This window comes from Lacticaseibacillus nasuensis JCM 17158 (assembly GCF_001434705.1).
GTDB classification, from domain to species: domain Bacteria; phylum Bacillota; class Bacilli; order Lactobacillales; family Lactobacillaceae; genus Lacticaseibacillus; species Lacticaseibacillus nasuensis.
Genome location: NZ_AZDJ01000032.1, coordinates 24,257 through 42,945 on the forward strand (window position 1 = coordinate 24,257; position 18,689 = coordinate 42,945).

Here is an 18,689-nt window from a genome sequence, read left to right on the forward strand (position 1 = left end):
TACTTAACGGTGAAAGCAAGGAGGAACCATCTTGGCCAATCAAGACTACGCATCGCTGCTTCACCAATCCACCACTGTCCCACTCACCGCACCGCTAACCCTGCGTGACCTCCTGCTGCCCGACTTGCTGGGGGAAGAAACCCACGCAATCTTATATTGGGCTGGCCGCAACCTCGCGCGCAAGTTGCCGGTGCAAGAAAGCGACCTGCCTGCCGCCTTTGCGCAGCTGGGCTTCGGCGAACTCCAGGCAGGCAAGGCAAAACGGCAAGTCCGCCTCTTCACGCTTAGCGGGCCGGTGGTGGCGGCGCGGCTGACGGCCAATACGGATGCGGACTTTCGGCTGGAGGCCGGTTTTATCGCCCAAAGCCTGCAGCAACAATTCGGCGCCGTGGTTGAGGCCGACGTCGCCGAGCCGCACCGCGACACCGTCACCATCACCTGCGTCTTAGACCCCAAGGATCCTCAAGGGGCCATCACCGATTTCCTCGAATTCTAAAGCAGCAAAAAGGGAGCGCCGCGGCGCTCCCTTTTTTGGATTACTTCGTATACTTATCGAGAATCTCGTTCAGTTGATCCTTGGTGTGGTAGCCGACGATCTTCTCGACCACGTCACCGTTCTTCTTCACGAGCAAGGTCGGAATGGCCATGATGCCAAAAGACTTCGGCGTGTCCGGATTCGCGTCGACATCCATCTTCACGAACTTCACGTCCTTGCGATCATCGGCCAGCGCCTCAACGACTGGACTTTGCATCCGACACGGGCCGCACCACGTTGCCCAAAAATCGGTTAACGTCACGCCGGCATCGGTTTCTGTCTTAAAGTTCTGATCTGTCACTGCTTGTACCATTGGAAGGCCTCCTCTTACTTTTCGTAACTATAGCATAGCACGTTCGCCAACAAATTGCTATCTTTTCGTCATTTGAATTGCACGATGGTCGCGCCCCCGCCGCCGGCATTTTGCGGCGCAAAGCCAAATTTCGCCACCTGCTTATTTTGCCGCAGGTACTTAGTGACCCCGTTGCGAATCGCGCCGGTGCCAAGGCCGTGAATGATGGTGACCTGTGGATACCCCGCCAACAGCGCGGCATCGATGTATTGATCCAGCTTGGCCATTGCCGCCTCGTAGCGCTCGCCGCGCAGGTCCAGCGTGGTGCTGGGCCCGCTGGCGCCGCGCACGGTGGTGATTCGCCGCTTTGGTTCCGGTTCGCTGGCTTGCGTCACCTTTTGCAGGTCGCTGGTCGGCAGCTGCATGCGAATGATGCCGAGTTGCACCTCCCAGTGTGTCTTATCCACCTGCTTCATCAAGGTGCCGGTTTGTCCGTATTGCAGGGACTTCACGGTGTCGCCTTGGCGCAGGCTTTGCTTGGCCTTTTCGCGACGCAGCACGCGATTTTGCTTCACGGGTTTGCTTTGATGCAAGTTGTTCAGCGCCGTTTTGGCCTCAATCAGCTGATTTTCCTTGATGTCGCTATGTTGCGCCAGCTGCAGTTGCCGCAGCTGTTTGATGATCTTATCGGCCTTAGCCTGCGCCGTGTCCACCAGCGCGTTGGCCTTGTCCTTGGCAATCGCCAGCTGGTGCTCGCGCTCAGCATAAAATTGCTCATAGGCGTGCTGCAAATCGGCGTGCAGCTGCTCGGCTTCTGCCAGCTGCCGCCGGGTTTCGTGATACTCGGTTTCGGCGGCCTTGCGCTGGTTTTCCAAGTCGGCAATCATATTGTTCAAGTCGTGCGAGTCATCGGCAATCAAGCCCTTGGCGCGCTCGACGATTGGCGCGGCCAGCCCGAGGCGCAGGGAAATGTCAAAGGCGTTAGAGCGCCCAGGCACCCCGATCAACAGGCGATAGGTCGGCTGCAAGGTGTTGCTGTCAAACTCCATCGACGCGTTGATCGTGCCCGGCGTGTTATAGCCATACAGCTTCAGCTCCGGATAGTGGGTCGTCGCCACGACGGCCGCCCCGCTTGCACCGACCTCATCGAGAATCGCGATGGCGAGTGCTGCGCCTTCTTGCGGGTCGGTACCGGCGCCGAGCTCGTCGAACAGCACCAGTGAGCGCGCATCGAGTTGATCGAGAATGTCGACGATGGTTTTCATGTGGCCGGAAAACGTACTCAGGCTTTGCTCAATCGACTGCTCATCACCAATATCGGCAAACACGTTGCTGTACACGCCGATTTGACTGCCGGCTTCGGCGGGAATGAACAGGCCGGCTTGCCCCATCAACTGCAACAGGCCGAGGGTCTTCAGCGTGATGGTTTTCCCGCCGGTGTTCGGGCCGGTCACGACAATCGCGCCGTAATCGGCGCCAAGGGTAATGCGATTGGGCACGACCTTGGCGGGGTCCAGCAGCGGGTGCCGGGCCGCCAGCAAGTCGACGTGGTTCTCGGCGGAAACCTCCGGCGCCGTGGCCTTGATAGTTTTGGCGTATTTGGCCTTGGCGTTGATGAAGTCCAGGTGGCCGAGAATGTCGGCGTTTTGCCGCAACTCCGAGGCGTAAGGCGCCACTTCGTTGGATAACTCGGCGAGGATGCGCTCGCTTTCCGTTTGCTCGGCGATTTGCGCCTCGCGTAGCCGGTTGTTCATGTCGACAATGGCTTGCGGCTCGACGAACAGCGTCTGGCCCGAGGCGCTTTGGTCATGCACGACGCCGCCAAACTGGCTACGGTGTTCGGCCTTCACCGGAATCACGTAGCGGTCGTCACGAATGGTGATGATGGGATCCGACAGGTATTTCGCCGAATTACCGCGGGTATACTGCTCCATGCGGCTACGAATGGTGTTTTCCAGCTGCCGAACCTGGCCGCGAATGCGGCCTAACTCCGGCGACGCCTCGTCGGTCAGGCGGCCGTCTTCGTCGACGGCCTTACGCAAGGTGCGCGTCAACGCCGGCAGCGCAGTGAGCTGTGCTGCCAGCGCCGCCACCGTGTCGGCCTCCAGCCGCTCGGCCAAGTCGGCGAAAAAGTCGCTGACGGCTTGCACCGTTTTCAGCACGCGCGTCACGGCGGCGAGTTCCTTGCCGTTCAGCACCGCGCCGATGCGCACCCGCTGCAAGGCCGGCGTAATGTCGGTCAAAGCGGGCACCGGAATGCCGCCGGTTAAGCGCAAAATCGCGGCCCCATCGCTGGTTTCGGCCAGCGTTTCCCGGACGGTGGCGACGTCGGCACTCGGCGTCAAGGCCGCCGCGCGGGCATCGCCGTTAGCCGTGACGACATTAGCCCGCAACGCCTGGCGAATTTTATCAAATTCAAGGGTTTGTAAAATTTTAGTGTTCATCTTGTTCCTTTCACACAAAAAGCGGCCGCAGCCGCTTTTGTCATGCCGTCACCCAAAGCGCCGTAAACAGCTGGGTCAACCCCGGGGTGTAGCGAACAATCGTCTTGGCGGCAAACGAATGCGCCAGCGCCTGTTGAATCCCGCCGACTGGGACCAAGGCCAACAGGTATAACACCAAAAAAATGATGAAATAGCCCACGACAACATTGGTCACCCCACCGACGGCCAGGCTGAGCTGCTCGTCGCCGCGCCGGAAAGTCAAGTCGTGCCACCACAGCGCGACGAAGCGCGTCACGACCCAGCCCAGCGCAAATATCCCGATGAAGGCGACGCCGTGGTAAAACGCCTCATCCAAGGTCAACCCCACCGCATGGGTGAAGAAGACAAACGTGCTGTCTTCCGTCGCGCTGGGGTAAGGGATCCACAGCGCAATCGTCTTGGCCACGCCGCGATAAGTCATTGCCGCCACCATCGCGCTCACCAGGTAGCCAATCAGGTATACGCCTTGCAGCCACATGCCACGCCGCGCACCGGCGTAGAAACTGTAGGCCAACATGGCAATAATCAACAGTGTCAGCATATTTCCTTCCTTTGCAGAGGGTGACGCGAGCAGCGCATCAGCCGAATTTTGTCGCCTCTTAGTTTAGCATATTCAACCGCGGGGCAAAAGAAACCGCGGTGGCGATCCGTTGATCACCACCGCGGTCCAAGCGCTTTAGTCGGTTGCGTCATCGTCATCCGAATCGGCCAAAAACGTGTTCAACACTTCTTCGACCATGTCCCACTCGTCGTCATCCTCGATGGGGTACAAGTCACCGGAAGCCGCGTCGCCAGCCTGGTCTGGCTTAAACGAGTAAGCCTGAATTTCGACTTCCTCGTCTTCCTGCGCCGCGCTTGGGTAAAGCAACACGTAGCTTTTGCCGTAGTCTTCAGAATCAAACGTAAACAGAACCTGATAAAGTTCTTCGTTGCCTTGATCATCGGTTAAGGTAATCTGCTGGTCATCGGTGCCTTTTTGCACATGTTTTTCGTCTGCCATCGTGTCTTCCTCCGGCGCTTATGCGCGTGTTAGTTTGCCTTTGGCGTCTAAATAATTCTGCAGGATCATTTGCGCGGCGAGCTTGTCGATGACTTGCTTTTGCCGCTTGCGGGACGCGTCTGCCTCTTCAATCAGCATGCGGCTGGCCTCCACCGTCGTCAGGCGCTCGTCGGTGTAATCCACGGGCAACCCAAACTCGGTAGCCAAGCGCTCCCCGTATTCCTGTGACTTCTCGGCGCGGGGACCCAGCGAGTTGTTCATGTTCTTCGGCAGGCCCACCACGAATCCGGTGACCTCATATTGCGTCACCAGCTCGCGGACCCGGGCGATGCCGAACTCGCCTTTGTCCTCATTGATCCGGATGATCTCGAGGCCTTGCGCCGTCCAGCCAAACGGATCGCTCATCGCCACCCCGACAGTTCGTGACCCGACGTCGAGCCCCATGAGCCGCATCTAGTCTTTCTCCTTGCCGAGGTAATTACGAACAAGCTCTTCGATGATCTCGTCGCGTTCGTGCTTGCGAATCAAATTGCGCGCATCGTTATACCGCGGGATGTAGGCCGGGTCGCCGGAAATCAGGTAGCCGACGATTTGGTTGATCGGGTTGTAGCCCTTTTCCTCCAGCGACTGATACACGGTTTCAAGCGTCTCGCGCACGTTTTTGGGATCATTGTCATGAAAGTCAAAGTGAACTGTTTGATCTAGTGTGCTCATTCCTAACACCTCAATTCTGTCTCGCCCTATATTCTACTTGAAACTGGCGAAAACAACAAGGAAACTACAACCCGGCAACCGTTTCCTTTGCCGCCGCTAAGGCCGCCGGAATCCCGGCCGGATTTTTCCCGCCGGCTTGGGCCATGTCCGGTCGGCCGCCGCCACCGCCGCCGACTTGCGGCGCGATGGCTTTGATCAAATCGCCGGCCTTGACGCCAGCCTTCACCGCCGCCGGGGCGACGGCTACCAGCAAGTTGGCCTTGTCGCCCACCGCCGTGGCCAACACGAGAATGTCGGAGCTGCCCTTGTCGTGCCATTGGTCGGCCAACTGGCGCAGTTCATTCATCCCCGCCACCGATACGGCTTGGGCAATCAAGCTGTACTGGCCGGCCGTTTCAACTTGGTCAAAAATGCCACTGGCGGCTTGGCTGGCAAGCTTGGCTTGCAGGCCTTCCACCGTCTTTTGAGCGGCCTTCAAGTCGGCTTGCAGCTGTGCCACCTTGTGCGGTACCGCGTCTAGCTGATCCAGCTTCAAGGTGTGCGCCGTGGCGCTGAGCGTGTCTTCTTGCTTGGTCAGGTATTCGTAAGCTTCTTTTGAGGTCACGGCTTCAACGCGCCGCACGCCGGCGCCGATGCCGGTTTCGCTGGTGATCTTAAACAAGCCCAACGCGCTGGTGTTGTGCGGATGCGTGCCGCCATCGAATTCCTGGTTGAAGTCGCCAATGGTCACGACGCGCACGATGTCGCCGTACTTGTCGCCGAACATCGCAATGGCGCCGAGCTTTTTAGCTTCGTCAATCGGCATTTCCCGCCAGGTAATCGGCAAGGCGCGCCAAATCTGTTCATTGACGATTTGCTCGACTTGTCGCAGCTCTTCCGGCGTGACCTGTCCGAAGTTCGTGAAGTCAAAGCGCAGGTAGTCGGGTTCAACCAACGAACCGGCCTGGTGGGTGTGCTCACCAAGCACCTGGCGCAGGGCGGAATCCAGCAAGTGGGTCGCGGTATGATTCTGCGACACCTTCTTGCGGCGAATCGGCTCAACGCTTAACCAGTACGTCGCATTGACGGCCAGCGGCGCTTGAATCGTCACGGTATGCAGGTTTTGGCCATTCGGCGCGTGTTGCACATCGCTCACCGTCGCTACCACCGTACCATCCGCCTGGCGAATCTCGCCGTGATCGGCCACTTGGCCCCCCATTTCGGCGTAAAACGGCGTGCGGTCGAAGAGCAGCTGGGCGGTACCGTGGTCGAGCTTGGCGACTGTGCCGGCTGGTGTAATGATATCCAGCAGCTTGGCGTCCTTGACGTCGAGGTCGTCGTAGCCGACAAACTGGCTTGGCGTCTTGATGTCCATCAGCAACTTGTTTTGGCTGCCCATCGACTGCTCGTCGCCGCGAGCGGCGCGCGCCCGTTCGCGCTGCTTGGTCATTTCGGCCTCGTAGCCGGTCATGTCGACGCTCATGCCGTTATCATTGGCGTATTCTTGCGTCATTTCCACCGGGAAGCCAAAGGTATCAAACAGCTTAAAGGCAGTGGCGCCAGGAATCTCGGTTTCGCCGTTAGCCTGCAAGTCGGCGATGGTTTGGTTCAACAGCGTGACCCCGCCGGCCAGCGTTTCGCGGAAGCGCGCCTCTTCGCCGCGGATGACCTTTTGGATGAAGGCCTGGTTCTTGGCGATTTCTGGGTAGTAGCTGTGCATGATGTCAGCGACGACCGGCACCAGCTCGTAGAGAAAATCATGCTCGATGCCAAGTTTTTGGCCATTCAACACGGCGCGGCGAATCAAGCGGCGCAGCACGTAGCCGCGGCCTTCATTGCTCGGCAAGGCGCCATCCCCAATGGCAAACGTCACCGTCCGCGCGTGGTCGGCAATGATTTTAAAGGCCACGTCATCTTTGGCACTGGCCCCGTACTTGCGCCCGGCGCTTAATTCCTCGGTATGGCGAATGATCGGCATGAACAGGTCGGTTTCGAAGTTCGTCTTGGTGTTTTGCACGATGGCCACCAGGCGCTCGAGGCCCATGCCGGTATCGATGTTCTTATGCGGCTGCTCGACGAAGCGCCCGTCTGGCAGGTGATTGAGCTCGGAGAACACGATGTTCCACACCTCGAGGTAGCGCTCGTTTTCGCCGCCTGGGTAGTTTTCCGGATTGCCTTCGGCCACGTTGTTGAAGCTTTGGCCGCGGTCGTAGAAGATTTCGGAGTCCGGGCCGCTGGGGCCTTCGCCGATGTCCCAGAAGTTGTCGTCAACCGGCACGATGTGGTCCTCCGGCAACCCCACCACCTCGTGCCAAATTCGCTTGGCCTCGGTGTCCTTCGGGTAGACGGTGACATATAACTTGGCCGGGTCCATGGCCAACCAGTCGGGGCTGGTCAGAAACTCCCAGGCCCACGGAATCGCCTGTTCCTTGAAGTAGTCGCCGACGGAAAAGTTCCCGAGCATCTCAAAAAACGTCAGGTGCCGCGCCGTCTTGCCGACGTTTTCGATATCGTTGGTGCGAATCGACTTCTGGGCGTTGGTAATCCGCGGGTTCTTCGGGATGACCGTGCCATCGAAATACTTCTTCAGCGTGGCCACGCCGGAATTGATCCACAACAACGTCGGGTCGTCGACGGGAATCAGGCTGGCGCTAGGCTCGACGTCGTGCCCCTTACTCTTGAAAAAATCCAGAAACATCTGGCGAATCTGAGCGCTACTCAACTGCTTCATGTGTTGCCTCCTCAAAAAAAATGAAAACACCGCTGCGAATCCAAGGACGCTCACGCGCGGTACCACCTTGGTTGCAACGATGTTGATTGTTACCTCTTCATTATCGATTAATTGTCGATCAGGGAGCGCGAGTGGCGACAACCACGGTCCTCTCAGCCACGAGACCGTTTTCTGGTTGGTTGCCTGAAGCTACCCGCATGTCCTAACGTCAGTCATTATACGAATGGTGTCGCCCAGTGTCAAACTCAATCGAGGCGAATCACCGCCACCTTGCGGTATGTGCTGGTGGCAAAGGCCGGCGCCGGCGTGCGGAACCAGGGGCTCAACGCGGCAACCTGCGCAGCGGCTAGCGGCGGCTGCAGCGCCGTGCTTTTCCCCCACTCCTCGGCAATCAACTCGCTGCCAGCCCGCGCCACCGGCACCGTCAAGCCGAAGCGATTCGGCACGTAGCGCGGCAATGGCGCCGGCAAGGTGTTGCCCCACGGCGTGGCCTGAGCCAGCCCGCCGCTCATCACATATTCGTATTGATGCTCGGTCAACAAATCAAACCCGTACCGGTGCAGGCCGTGAATCAATCCCGGGCGCTGCCAGTCTTGGCGGATGGCCACTTGGTAGTGGTGGTCGCTTTGTCGATGCAGGCTCACGCCTTGACCGCTGACGGTCGCTGGCCAATTTTGCTCACCGGCTTGTTGCAGCGCCGCCAGCACCGCCGGCTTCACCGGCACATAGGTAAAATGATCGCCGGAAAACCGCTGGGTGGTTAGGTCAATGCGGCCAATTACTTGCTCCAGGCTGGGCACGGCCTTGCGCGCCACCAACATCGGCGACACATCGACCGCAGTTTGGGGACTCAGCGTGGCGGCGCCGAGCAAGGCTTGCCACGCGGTGGGTAACGGCGTCGGCGCGCCGAGCAGCACGTGCCGGGCCCCCGGGATGAAGCGCAGCCACTCGCCGCCGCACAAGAGGTCATAGGTGGTGAAGGTCTGCCCGAAATAGGTGACATTCACGCGCACCGTGTCATCCACGGCCAGTAAGGGGCTGAGAAAATACCGGCTGATTTGGTGAATCAACAGCGCCTGCCGCTTCCACGGCAAGGTCTGCCACGTCGGCCACCACAGGTCTGCTTGCACCATCGTCATGCCTCCGTTTCGGCGGTTTAGTAGTCTTGTTTGTGCGCCTTGCGCGACGCCCGCAACTCAGTGCGCTTGGCGACGCGGCGATTGAACCAGGCCTCTTTTTCCGCGGCCTTTTTGATCTTCTTCTTGTAGCCCGGCTTGCGCTTTTTTTGTTCCTTCTTGACCATGCCGCGAATCTTCAGGCTTTGCGGCGTTTGTTGGCCTTGGCGATGCTCGCGGCGATTGCGGTCGACGCCATCCACGAGCTCGCCGTTTTTCAGGCGCTTGGGGATAAAGTGAATGCCGAGGTGCTCCAGTTCGCCGACTTGCGCCTCTTGGCCCGGCTCGTACAGCGTGATGGCCGTGCCGGCTAACCCGTTGCGGCCAGTCCGGCCCACGCGGTGCATGAAGAAGTCGGGGTCGCGCGGAATCTCCGCATTGATCACTAGCGAGATGCCTTCAATATCGATGCCGCGCGCCGCCAGGTCGGTGGCCACCACGTATTGATACTTGAGGTCCATCACGTCTTTCATCACGCGCTTGCGTTCGCGCGGCGGCACGTCGCCGTGAATCTTGGCGACGCGCAGCCCTTGCGCCTTGAGGTAAGTGGTGAGGTGGTCGGCGCTGGCCTTCGTGTTGACGAATACCAACGCGAGGAACTGCTCGCCCACCGTCAACAAGCGGTAAATTAACTGGTTCTTGTCTTGGCCATTCACCGCTACCAACAAGTTGGTGACGGTGGCCGGCACGACATGACTCGGCGCCAGCTCGATCATTTCCGGATTGGCCAGGTATTTTTTCAAAAACGGTTGCAGCTTTTGCGGAATAGTCGCGGAAAACACCAGCATCTGCACCTGCTTTGGCAAGGTGGCGGCGATTTGGTCGATGGCGGGTAAGAACCCCAGGTCCAGCGTCATGTCGGCTTCATCGACGACAAAGGCGTGGGCGGTGTGGCTCGCTAAGGCGCCGGCTTGAATCAAATCGAGGATCCGTCCCGGCGTGCCAATCACCACGTGCGGCTGTTGGTGCCGCAATTTTTCCACCTGACGGGCCTTGTCGGTGCCGCCGACATAGCGGTGAATCCGCAGGGCCGGTTCAGCCTCAGCCAGTTGGGTGGCCACCTGATACAGCTGCTCGGCCAGCTCCCGCGACGGCGCGGTGATAATCACCTGCACCGTTTGCTTGGTGACGTCGACGTTGTTCAACAATGGCACCATGAAGGCATGGGTCTTGCCGCTACCGGTTTGGCTTTGGCCGACGACGCTTTGGCCGCGCAACACCACTGGAATCACCTGTTGCTGCACCGGGGTCGGCGTGGTGATGCCAGCGGCGGTCAGGCCTTGCAGGATAAACGGCTGCAAGGCGAATTGACTGAATTGATTACTCATGTTGGGTTCCTTTAGCGACAATGGCCGCGAGTTCTGCAGTGATCTGATCGATTTCGGCGCGGTCTTGCGCCTTGGCGCCGGCGGCTAGCGGATGTCCGCCGCCTTGATGCGCCTTGGCCAATTCGTTAATGATTGGCCCCTTGGAGCGCAGGTTGACGCGATATGGCGCGTCGGCTTGCTCGACGAAAATTGCCCAGGCAACGACATTGCCCAGCCGGCCCGGCGTCCCCACGGCGGCGTGCACGGAACCGGCATCCAAACCAAGCTCCTGCACGACGGCCAGCGGAATCTCGACGGTGGCGGCACCGGCAGGCGTGATGTGCAGGTGATCGAAGACATACCCCTGCAGGCGGCCTTGCGCCAAGGTGATTTGGTTCATCCGGTTATTCAACGCCGTCGGGTCAAAATCGTACCGAATCAATTCGGCCGCAACCTGGAGCGTGTGCGGACTGGTGTTGTCGTACAAGAACCGCCCGGTGTCACCCACGATACCCGCATACAAGAACCGCGCGGCTTCAGCTGTCAGCTGCAACTGACCATTGCTCGCCGCCACCAAATCGGCAATCAGCTCGCTGGTCGAACTGGCCTCAGGCACCACCCAATTCAACTCGCCATATGGGTCGTCGTTGGGGTGGTGGTCGATTTTGATCAACCCGGCGCCGGTGGCAAACCGCGCATCGGAGACCCGCGGCGTGTCGGCGGTATCAACAGCAATCACCAGCGCCGAACGATAGGTGTCGTCGGGAATGGTTTGCATGGTGGCCAACCAACTTAAGTTTTCCGGGTCGGAGCCAACCACATAGACGGTCTTGGTCGGGTAGCTGGTGCGCAACACAGCCGCCAGTCCACCTTGGGCACCTAAGGCATCCGGATCGGGATTGACGTGGCGGTGAATGATGATGGTATCTGCGGCTTGAATCCGGGCAAGAATCTGAGCTTGTATGTCGAGCATGTTAAGTCCTTTCTAGAATCTGGCAGGTCACGATGGCCTTGGCCACGGCCAGCCCATCGGTGGTGAGGGTAACGTCAAGCGTCGCTTCGCTGCGCGTCAGTTGCAGCGGCACCACGGTGATGGTCACCGTCGCCTCGACTTGAATCGGGCGAAACGACCGCAACGTCAAATCGCCGACCAGCACATTGCGCCGGCCGTGCAGGTTCAAAAAGCCGGTAACGCTGCCGTTCACCGCTTCGCTGAGCACCCCCACCGACACGGCGCCGAGCTTGTTGATCATCATCGGCGTCGTGTCCAAGGTGTACACGGCACGCGCTTCGGTGGTCGCCGGGTCGAGTTGTAACTGGGCGCCGATGGAATCGGCGATGGTCGAGCCGACGCCTTGCGCGTTTAATTCGCTCAGGCAGGCAAACACGTTTTTCCGCGTGACAATCCCGACCAGTTGCCAATCGTCGTCGACCACCGGCAACACGGCTAGGCCATTGCCTTGCATGGTGTGGCCGACGGTGGTGACGTTCAGGTACGGCTTGACGGTTTGCGGATCTTTTTGCATGATGCGCTCCAAGGTCGTGGTCGGTTTCTTACCGGCAACTTGGCGCGGCGTCACCATTCCCACTAAGCGGCCGGTGGCGGTGACGATGGGCAGCGCAAAATCGTTATGCTCGCCGCGCAAGGCCGTAAAGTCCGCCACGGTGGCAGACGGCTGGGCGCTGATGGTGTCGGCTAGTGGCGTGTAAATCGCGGCGACGGTGATGATGTCTTGGCGAATCGCCTGGTCGGACAGCGCCCGGTTGATCATCGTGGCCACGGTGAAGGTGTCGTAGCTCGTTTGCAGCACCGGCAGCCCCGCCTGGTTGGCTTGGGCAATCACGGCGTCGCTGGTCATGAAGCCCCCGGTGATCAACACCGCGGCCCCATTTTGCACCGCCAGCGCCTGGGCGTCTTCGCGGTTGCCGATGATGACCAGGGAATTCGGCGTGATGTAGCGCAGCATCTCATCCGGCGTCATCGCCCCGATGACAAACTTGTCCAGGTGCTTGGCCAACCCGGCCGAGCCGCCTAACACCCGCGCGTCGATCAGCTTGACCAGCGCGCGAAAGGTGAGCGTTTCGATGTTATTGGTCGGCTTCTGCTCGATGCGAATCGTGCCGACGCGTTCAATCGTCGACACCAGCCCAGTCGTTTCGGCCTCTTTGATGGCCCGATAAGCCGTGCCTTCGCTGACCTGCTGGTGCTTGGCGATTGACCGCACCGAAATCTTAGCGCCGACGGGTAAGCCGGCGATGTAATGAAGAATCTGTTCGTGTTTGGTTGCCATGCCGCCACCGCCTTGTAAGAGTCAATTTTGTTCAGTATACCACATGGGCCGCTGCCGCCTGTCACACCGGCAGGTCGACGTTTTCAAAACTCGCCGGCGCGAGATTCGTCACCGTGATGCCTAACAGGCGCAACTTGAGCTCCGCCGGTGCCACCTGCCGCCACAGCGCCACCGCTGCGGCGTTGATGGCCGGCGCGCTGGCGACGTATTGCGGCAGCGTGACCCGGCGCGTTAGGGTTTCAAACTCGGTATTGCGCACCTTCAACACCACCGTTTTTCCGTGGAGCTGGTGCTTGGCCAACGCCGCGGCCACCATGTCCGCCAGGCGGGCAAGTTCCGCGACAACCTGCGCATCGGTGGTTTTCGGCGTGCGGTAGGTGCGCTCCTTGCCCAGCGACTTGGCGCGCCGCACCTGCACCGGGCGGTTATCGATCCCGCGGGCATGCTCGTACAGCCCCAGACCCATCTTGCCAAATTCCTGCACAAGCGTCGCCTGGGATAAAGCGCGCAGGTCGGCCCCGGTGGCCACGCCCAGCGCGGTCAAGCGCGGTAGCGTCTTTTTCCCCACCCCGCGAAAGGCCTCGATTGGCAGTCGGTCCAAAAACGCCAAGGCCTGCTCGGGCATGACGACGGTGCGCCCGTTTGGCTTGTTGTACTCCGAGGCTTCCTTGGCCAAAAACTTGTTGTAAGACAGGCCAAAGGAACAGGTAAGTTGCGTGGTCGCCATGATTTGGCGCTGAAGCCACAAGGCCAAGTCGATGGTCGTTGGGAATTCCTGGTTGGCCGTGACGTCGAGGTAGGCTTCGTCTAACGCCACCGGCTCAATTAAGTCGGTGACCTGGTGAAACAAGGCGTGAACCTGATCCGACACGGCGCGATACTTCGTGAAGTCCGGGGGCTGGAAGGTCAATAGGCGCCGCGGTACCAGGCGCAAGGCCTCTTGTGCCGGCATCGCGGAATGCACGCCGTATTGCCGCGCGACGTAATTGGCGGTTGTGACCACGCCCTTGCCGCCGGTTTGGCGCGGGTCATAGGCCACCACCAGCGCGCTCCGCTTGAGCTGCGGCGCGTCGCGTTCTTCAATCGACGCGTAAAATGCGTCCATGTCGACGTGCAAAATGCGCCGGTGCGTATCGTTGCGCAACGGCAACTCAAACAGCGCCACGAAGCTCCCTCCTTTCCACACAGAAGGCGAGCCAGTCATCATCAAGCTGGCTCGCCCATATTAATCTGCCAACCGAATATGAGTCGGTTGCCAGAACCACTGATGGCCATCCTTGGCCAGTAACTCGAAGGCCTCACTGGGCCCCATCGACCCCGCCGGATACGTCGGCATGGTCGGGTCATCCGCCCAGCCGGCGGCGATGGCGTCGACGAAGTGCCACGCCGCGGCCACTTCCTGCCAGCGGGTAAAGTCGGTTTCATCCCCGGCCAATGCCGAGCCGATGAGCCGCTCGTAGGCCTCAGGGGCATTAGCCGCCGCGTGTGGGTCGTGGCGGTACTTCAATTCCTCGGGCATCAGCGCCGTGGTGGTGCCGAGCTGCTTGCCGTTGATGAACAGCGAATAGCCTTGGTGCGGCTCCAGGTACAGCGTCAAATTCGTCGGCGCCGCGCCGGCAAACAAGCCACTGGTCGTCGGCTTAAACGTCACCGTCACCTGGGTCGACTTGCGCCGTAACCGTTTGCCCGTGCGGACGTAAATCGGCACCCCGGCAAAACTCGGCGAGTCGACCCCAAGCTTGCCGGCAACAAACGTATCGGTCAGCGAATCGGCAGCGACGCCGGTTTCCTCGCGGTAACCGTTAATGCGCGTGCCGTTGATTGTCGCGGCGGCGTATTGGCCGCGGACAAAATTGGCCGCGGCTTCAGCCGGCGTGTAGACGTGCAACGCCTCAAAAGCCGCGCTTTTGACCTCGTGAATCGCCGCCGCAGTTTTGGCTGCGGGTTCGGCCATGGTCAGGTAGGCCACCAGCTGCATGATGTGATTTTGCACCATGTCGCGCAAGGCGCCGGCGCCTTCGTAATACCCCGCGCGCTCCTCGACGCCCACCGCCTCGGCCAGCGTGATTTGGATGTCTTGAATGTAATCCTTGTTCCATACCGCCTTGAACAGCGGGTTGGCAAAGCGCAACGCCAAGATAGCCTGCACCATTTCCTTGCCGAGGTAGTGGTCGATGCGATAAATTTGGTGCTCATCAAACGTCGCGGTGATCGAGTCGTTCAGTTCCTTGGCCGAGGCGTAATCGTGGCCGAAGGGCTTTTCGATGACCAGGCGGTTGAAGCCGGTGCTGGTCAACAACGCCTCGGACTTCAGGTGCGTGGCGATCGTGGCGAAAAAGCTGGGCGCCATCGCCATGTAATACAGCCGGTTACCGCCAACGGCATACTGGTCGTCGAGCTTAGCCGCCAAGTCCTTCAGCGTCGTGTAATGCGCCGCGTCGGTGACATCATGGGATTGGTAATAAAAATGGCTGGCAAACGCCGCCACCTGGCCAGCCGTTGCGCCCGGTTCGTCTTCGACGGCAGCGCTGACAATTTCGCGATAATAGGCGTCACTCCAAGGCCGCCGCGCCGTACCAATCACAGCAAAGTGCTGGCACAACTGGCCGCGCCGAAACAGTCCAAACATGGCCGGGTACAGCTTGCGCCGGGCCAAGTCCCCCGACCCGCCGAACAAAATAATTACCGCATGGGTTTCTTCAGTCATGTGTGCCTCCCTAAAGTTGAACGAAAATGTGATCGGCGCGCGGCAGGTCGATGTCGACCTGCTCCCCGGAGCGGGCCAGCATCAGCGTGATTTTCTCCGCGTTGGTGGCGACGACGGTGAAGTGCTCGCCGACGTGGACGCCCAGCGCAAAGATATAGTCGATCACCGCCGCCTCGTCGACGACCCGCTCGATGTGGCCCTTGTCGCCGACCTTCAAGCTGGCCAGCCGCACGCGACTTTGCGGCAGATAGTGGCCGTCTTCGTCGGGAATCACCCCACCGTGCGGGCAGTACAGCGGATTACCGAGCATGCGCGCCAAGCGGTCGGCCATGTCTGGCGTCGTCGCGTGCTCCAGCATTTCGGCTTCTTGGTGAATCGCGTCGACGGGATAGCCCAGCGAGTTCACCAGGAACACTTCCCACAGCCGGTGGTTGCGCACCAACAGCGCCGCGGCCTTCAACCCGGTGGCGGTGAGTTTGATGCCTTGGTAAGGCGTGTGGGTGACATAGTCTTGCTCCACGAGTTTGGTGACCATTTCGCTGACCGATGCCGCGCTGACGTTGAGCCCCGCCACGATTTGTTTGTTGCTGATCAGTGCCGTATCGCCACCGATTTCAAAAATCATTTTTAAATAATCTTCTTTATTTGGGGTCATAGGCATTCTTACTTTTTCCTCGCATTCATACTCCTATTATGCACGAAACGGCGTAAAAAAACACGCCCTTTCACAGGCGTGTGGGTGGGGCTTAGCGAACGTTGGCGCTACTTGCGGGGCCTTCGTATTCGTCGAGCACCATTTGCTTCATATCGGCAATCAAAGGCTCTACCGGGTTAGTCACCGTGCAGTTGTCCTCGTAGGCCAGCTCGGCGATGCGATCGGCGTTGTTCACGACGTCGGCCTTGCTGATGCCTTGACCCTTCAGACTCAAGTCGACGTTGACTTGGCCAGCCAGCTCGATGATGGCTTGCACATAGGCTTCGACCAGCTCTTCGGTGGTGTTGCCTGGCAGGCCGATGTAACGGGCAATCGTGGCGTAGTCTTCGGCGGCGTGGTGGTAACCATACTTTGCCCAAATGGCGCGCTTGTGCGGCGTCATCGCGTTATAGCGAATCACGTGCGGCATCGTGATGGCGATGCAGCGGCCGTGCGGCAGGTGGAAAGTTTGGCCCAACTTGTGCGCGATGCTGTGGTTGATCCCCAGCAAGGCGTTGGCAAACGCCATGCCGGCAATCGTCGAGGCGTCGTGCATCCGCGCCTTGGCCTCCAAGTCGCCGTTATAGCTGTCGACGAGGTGGTCAAACACAGACTTGATGGCCTGCAGGGACAAGCCGCGCGTGTAATCGGAGGCCATGGTCGAGACGTAACTTTCCGTCGCGTGGCACAGCACGTCCAAACCAGTATCGGCAACCACCTTTGGCGGCACACTTTCGATGAACTGGCTGTCCACTAGCGCGACGTCAGGCGTCAGCGCATAGTCAGCCAACGGGTACTTGATGCCCGTTTCCGAATCGGTGATGACGGCAAATGGCGTCACTTCCGAGCCGGTCCCAGACGTGGTCGGGATGCACACGAGCTTAGTTTTGTTCAGCTTCGGGAACTTGTAGGTCCGCTTACGGATATCCAAGAACTTCTGCTTGGCGCCGAAGAAGTCGCCATCGGCATCGTAGAACAACCACATCCCCTTGGCCGCGTCCATGACCGAGCCGCCGCCGATAGCCACGATGGTATCCGGCTTGAAGGCGCGCATCCGCGCGGTACCGGCATACACCGTGTCGGTACTTGGGTCGGGTTCAACATCGGTGAAGGTTTGGATCTGCACCGGATTGTCCCGCTTGGCCAACACGTCTTCGACAATCTTCACGTAGCCGAGCTTGTCCATGCCGGCATCCCCGACGATGAAGACGCGCTCAAGGCCTTCCATCGTTTCCAGGTAGTTCACCGAGTTTTTTTCAAAATAAATCTTCGGTGGCAGTTTCACCCATTGCATGTTGTTGCGGCGCTTGGCCAAGGTTTTGATATTCAGCAAGTCGATCGTCCCCACATTATGCGAAATGGAGTTGCCACCATAGGAGCCGCACCCAAGCGTGAGGCTCGGAATCATGTTGTTGTACAGATCCCCGATGCCACCCATCGTCGACGGCGAGTTGACCAGGATCCGGCAGGCACTCATGCGATCGGCGTAGTCCAGCGCCAAGTCGTCGTTCTTGGTGTGAATCACCGCCGTGTGACCGCGGCCGCCGACGTTGAGCATGCCTTCTGCCAAATCGAAGCCTTCTGCATGCCCGGCTGCTTTCACCATGGCCAGCACCGGGCTGAGTTTTTCACGCGACAGTGGGAATTTCGGCCCGACGCCTTTCAGCTCGGCAACGAGGATTGGTGTTTCCTTCGGGACGTCGATGCCGGCCCACTGGGCGATTTGCCAAGCGCTTTGACCAACGATCTTCGGATTCACAGCCTGCTTGTCGAGGTCGATCACCGTTTCTTCAAAATGCTTGAGGTCCTTTTGCTTGACGAAGTATGCGCCTTGCGCCTGCATCTCGCGCTTGACGTCGGCGTAAATCGGCTCGTCGACGATAATGCCCTGCTCGGAGGCGCACACCATGCCGTTGTCGAAGCTCTTGCTCAAGATGACGTCGTTGACGGCCTGCTTGATGTCCGCGGTGGCCTCGATGTAAGCCGGCACGTTCCCGGCCCCAACGCCTAACGCCGGCTTGCCGGAACTATAGGCGGATTTCACCATGCCCGGGCCGCCAGTCGCCAGAATCGTCGCGACGCCTGGGTGGTTCATCAACGCCGTGGTGGCCGCCATGCTTGGCACCGGCACGTATTGCAACGCCCCTTCCGGCAGCCCCGCCTGCTTGGCGTAGTCACGCATCACCTCAAGGGCACGAGCGGAACTCTTTTGCGCCAGCGGGTGGAAAGCAAAAATAATTGGATTGCGCGTCTTGATGGCAATCTCGGCTTTAAACATGGTGGTCGACGTCGGGTTGGTCACCGGCGTTACCCCGGCAATGACCCCGATTGGTTCGGCAATCGAGATCAAGTTCTTTTGCTTGTCCTCGGCAATCACGCCCACCGTCTTGTCGTCCTTGATGGTGTTCCAGATTTCCTCGGTGGCAAACATGTTCTTGATTGCCTTGTCTTCATAAACGCCGCGCTTGGTTTCTTCCACCGCGAGTTTGGCCAACTCCATATGGTGATCGAGCCCGGCGATGGCCATTTGGTGCACGATGTTGTCGACCTTCGCTTGATCGAAGCCCTTCATTTCGGCCAGCGCCGCTTGGGCGTTGGCGACCAATTCGTCAATCATTGCGTCCACTGTTGCCTGCGTATCCACCGTTGCTTTATCCTTCAGCATATCTTTGCCCTCCACGAGTCACGATTTCGTTACGCTTTTCACAAGACATAATATACACGATGATTGTGAACTTGTAAACAGGTTTAGTGAAAAATTTCACCAAGGATTTCTAACGT

Annotated in this window: 16 protein-coding genes; 1 reads left to right on the top strand and 15 read right to left on the bottom strand. The window is 59.3% G+C overall.

The features are described from left to right. The first annotated feature begins 31 nt into the window (after positions 1-31). The gene (locus FD02_RS09410) at positions 32-496 is read left to right on the top strand and encodes a DUF2507 domain-containing protein (RefSeq protein ID WP_056951942.1); all 465 of its coding nucleotides are present in this window, start codon (positions 32-34) and stop codon (positions 494-496) included. Between the two features lie 40 nt (positions 497-536). Here FD02_RS09410 and trxA read toward each other — a convergent pair whose 3' ends face one another. The 15 genes from trxA to adhE form a co-directional block, all read right to left on the bottom strand. Next, on the bottom strand, positions 537-848 hold the full coding sequence (gene trxA / locus FD02_RS09415; protein ID WP_054722462.1) for a thioredoxin: 312 nt from the start codon (positions 846-848) through the stop codon (positions 537-539). A 68-nt stretch (positions 849-916) separates the two neighbouring features. Next, on the bottom strand, positions 917-3,271 hold the full coding sequence (locus FD02_RS09420; RefSeq protein ID WP_054722463.1) for an endonuclease MutS2: 2,355 nt from the start codon (positions 3,269-3,271) through the stop codon (positions 917-919). A gap of 40 nt (positions 3,272-3,311) precedes the next feature. Next, positions 3,312-3,851, bottom strand: a complete 540-nt coding sequence (locus tag FD02_RS09425; protein WP_056951944.1) for a CvpA family protein — start codon at positions 3,849-3,851, stop codon at positions 3,312-3,314. Between the two features lie 135 nt (positions 3,852-3,986). Next, entirely contained in the window at positions 3,987-4,310 is a 324-nt protein-coding gene (locus tag FD02_RS09430; RefSeq protein WP_054722467.1) for a DUF1292 domain-containing protein, read from the bottom strand. Positions 4,311-4,328: 18 nt separating this feature from the next. Further along, entirely contained in the window at positions 4,329-4,763 is a 435-nt protein-coding gene (gene ruvX, locus FD02_RS09435) for a Holliday junction resolvase RuvX (RefSeq protein WP_054722469.1), read from the bottom strand. Next, a complete protein-coding gene (locus FD02_RS09440) occupies positions 4,764-5,024 on the bottom strand; it encodes an IreB family regulatory phosphoprotein (RefSeq protein ID WP_054722471.1) in 261 nt (86 codons plus the stop codon). It lies immediately after the preceding gene. A gap of 64 nt (positions 5,025-5,088) precedes the next feature. Next, positions 5,089-7,734 (bottom strand): alanine--tRNA ligase, encoded by a 2,646-nt coding sequence (gene alaS, locus FD02_RS09445; RefSeq protein ID WP_056951946.1) that lies wholly within the window; start codon positions 7,732-7,734, stop codon positions 5,089-5,091. Positions 7,735-7,979: 245 nt separating this feature from the next. Further along, complete coding sequence (locus FD02_RS09450; RefSeq protein ID WP_054722473.1) at positions 7,980-8,867, bottom strand: hypothetical protein; 888 nt, start codon at positions 8,865-8,867, stop codon at positions 7,980-7,982. A gap of 23 nt (positions 8,868-8,890) precedes the next feature. Then, positions 8,891-10,237, bottom strand: coding sequence for a DEAD/DEAH box helicase (locus tag FD02_RS09455; RefSeq protein ID WP_056951948.1), 1,347 nt, complete (start codon positions 10,235-10,237; stop codon positions 8,891-8,893). After that, positions 10,230-11,189, bottom strand: a complete 960-nt coding sequence (locus FD02_RS09460; protein WP_054722475.1) for a DHH family phosphoesterase — start codon at positions 11,187-11,189, stop codon at positions 10,230-10,232. The genes FD02_RS09455 and FD02_RS09460 overlap by 8 nt, the downstream gene beginning before the upstream one ends. A 1-nt stretch (position 11,190) precedes the next feature. Beyond that, positions 11,191-12,507, bottom strand: a complete 1,317-nt coding sequence (locus tag FD02_RS09465; protein ID WP_056951950.1) for a DRTGG domain-containing protein — start codon at positions 12,505-12,507, stop codon at positions 11,191-11,193. Between the two features lie 61 nt (positions 12,508-12,568). Next, positions 12,569-13,672 carry a DNA polymerase IV gene (dinB, locus tag FD02_RS09470; RefSeq protein ID WP_054722477.1) on the bottom strand — a complete coding sequence of 368 codons (1,104 nt, stop codon included), beginning with the start codon at positions 13,670-13,672 and terminating at the stop codon, positions 12,569-12,571. Between the two features lie 60 nt (positions 13,673-13,732). Further along, complete coding sequence (zwf, locus tag FD02_RS09475; protein WP_056951952.1) at positions 13,733-15,214, bottom strand: glucose-6-phosphate dehydrogenase; 1,482 nt, start codon at positions 15,212-15,214, stop codon at positions 13,733-13,735. 10 nt (positions 15,215-15,224) lie between these two features. Then, complete coding sequence (locus tag FD02_RS09480; protein WP_054722479.1) at positions 15,225-15,869, bottom strand: metal-dependent transcriptional regulator; 645 nt, start codon at positions 15,867-15,869, stop codon at positions 15,225-15,227. A gap of 91 nt (positions 15,870-15,960) precedes the next feature. Further along, complete coding sequence (gene adhE / locus FD02_RS09485; protein WP_056951955.1) at positions 15,961-18,573, bottom strand: bifunctional acetaldehyde-CoA/alcohol dehydrogenase; 2,613 nt, start codon at positions 18,571-18,573, stop codon at positions 15,961-15,963. Positions 18,574-18,689: the final 116 nt, after the last annotated feature.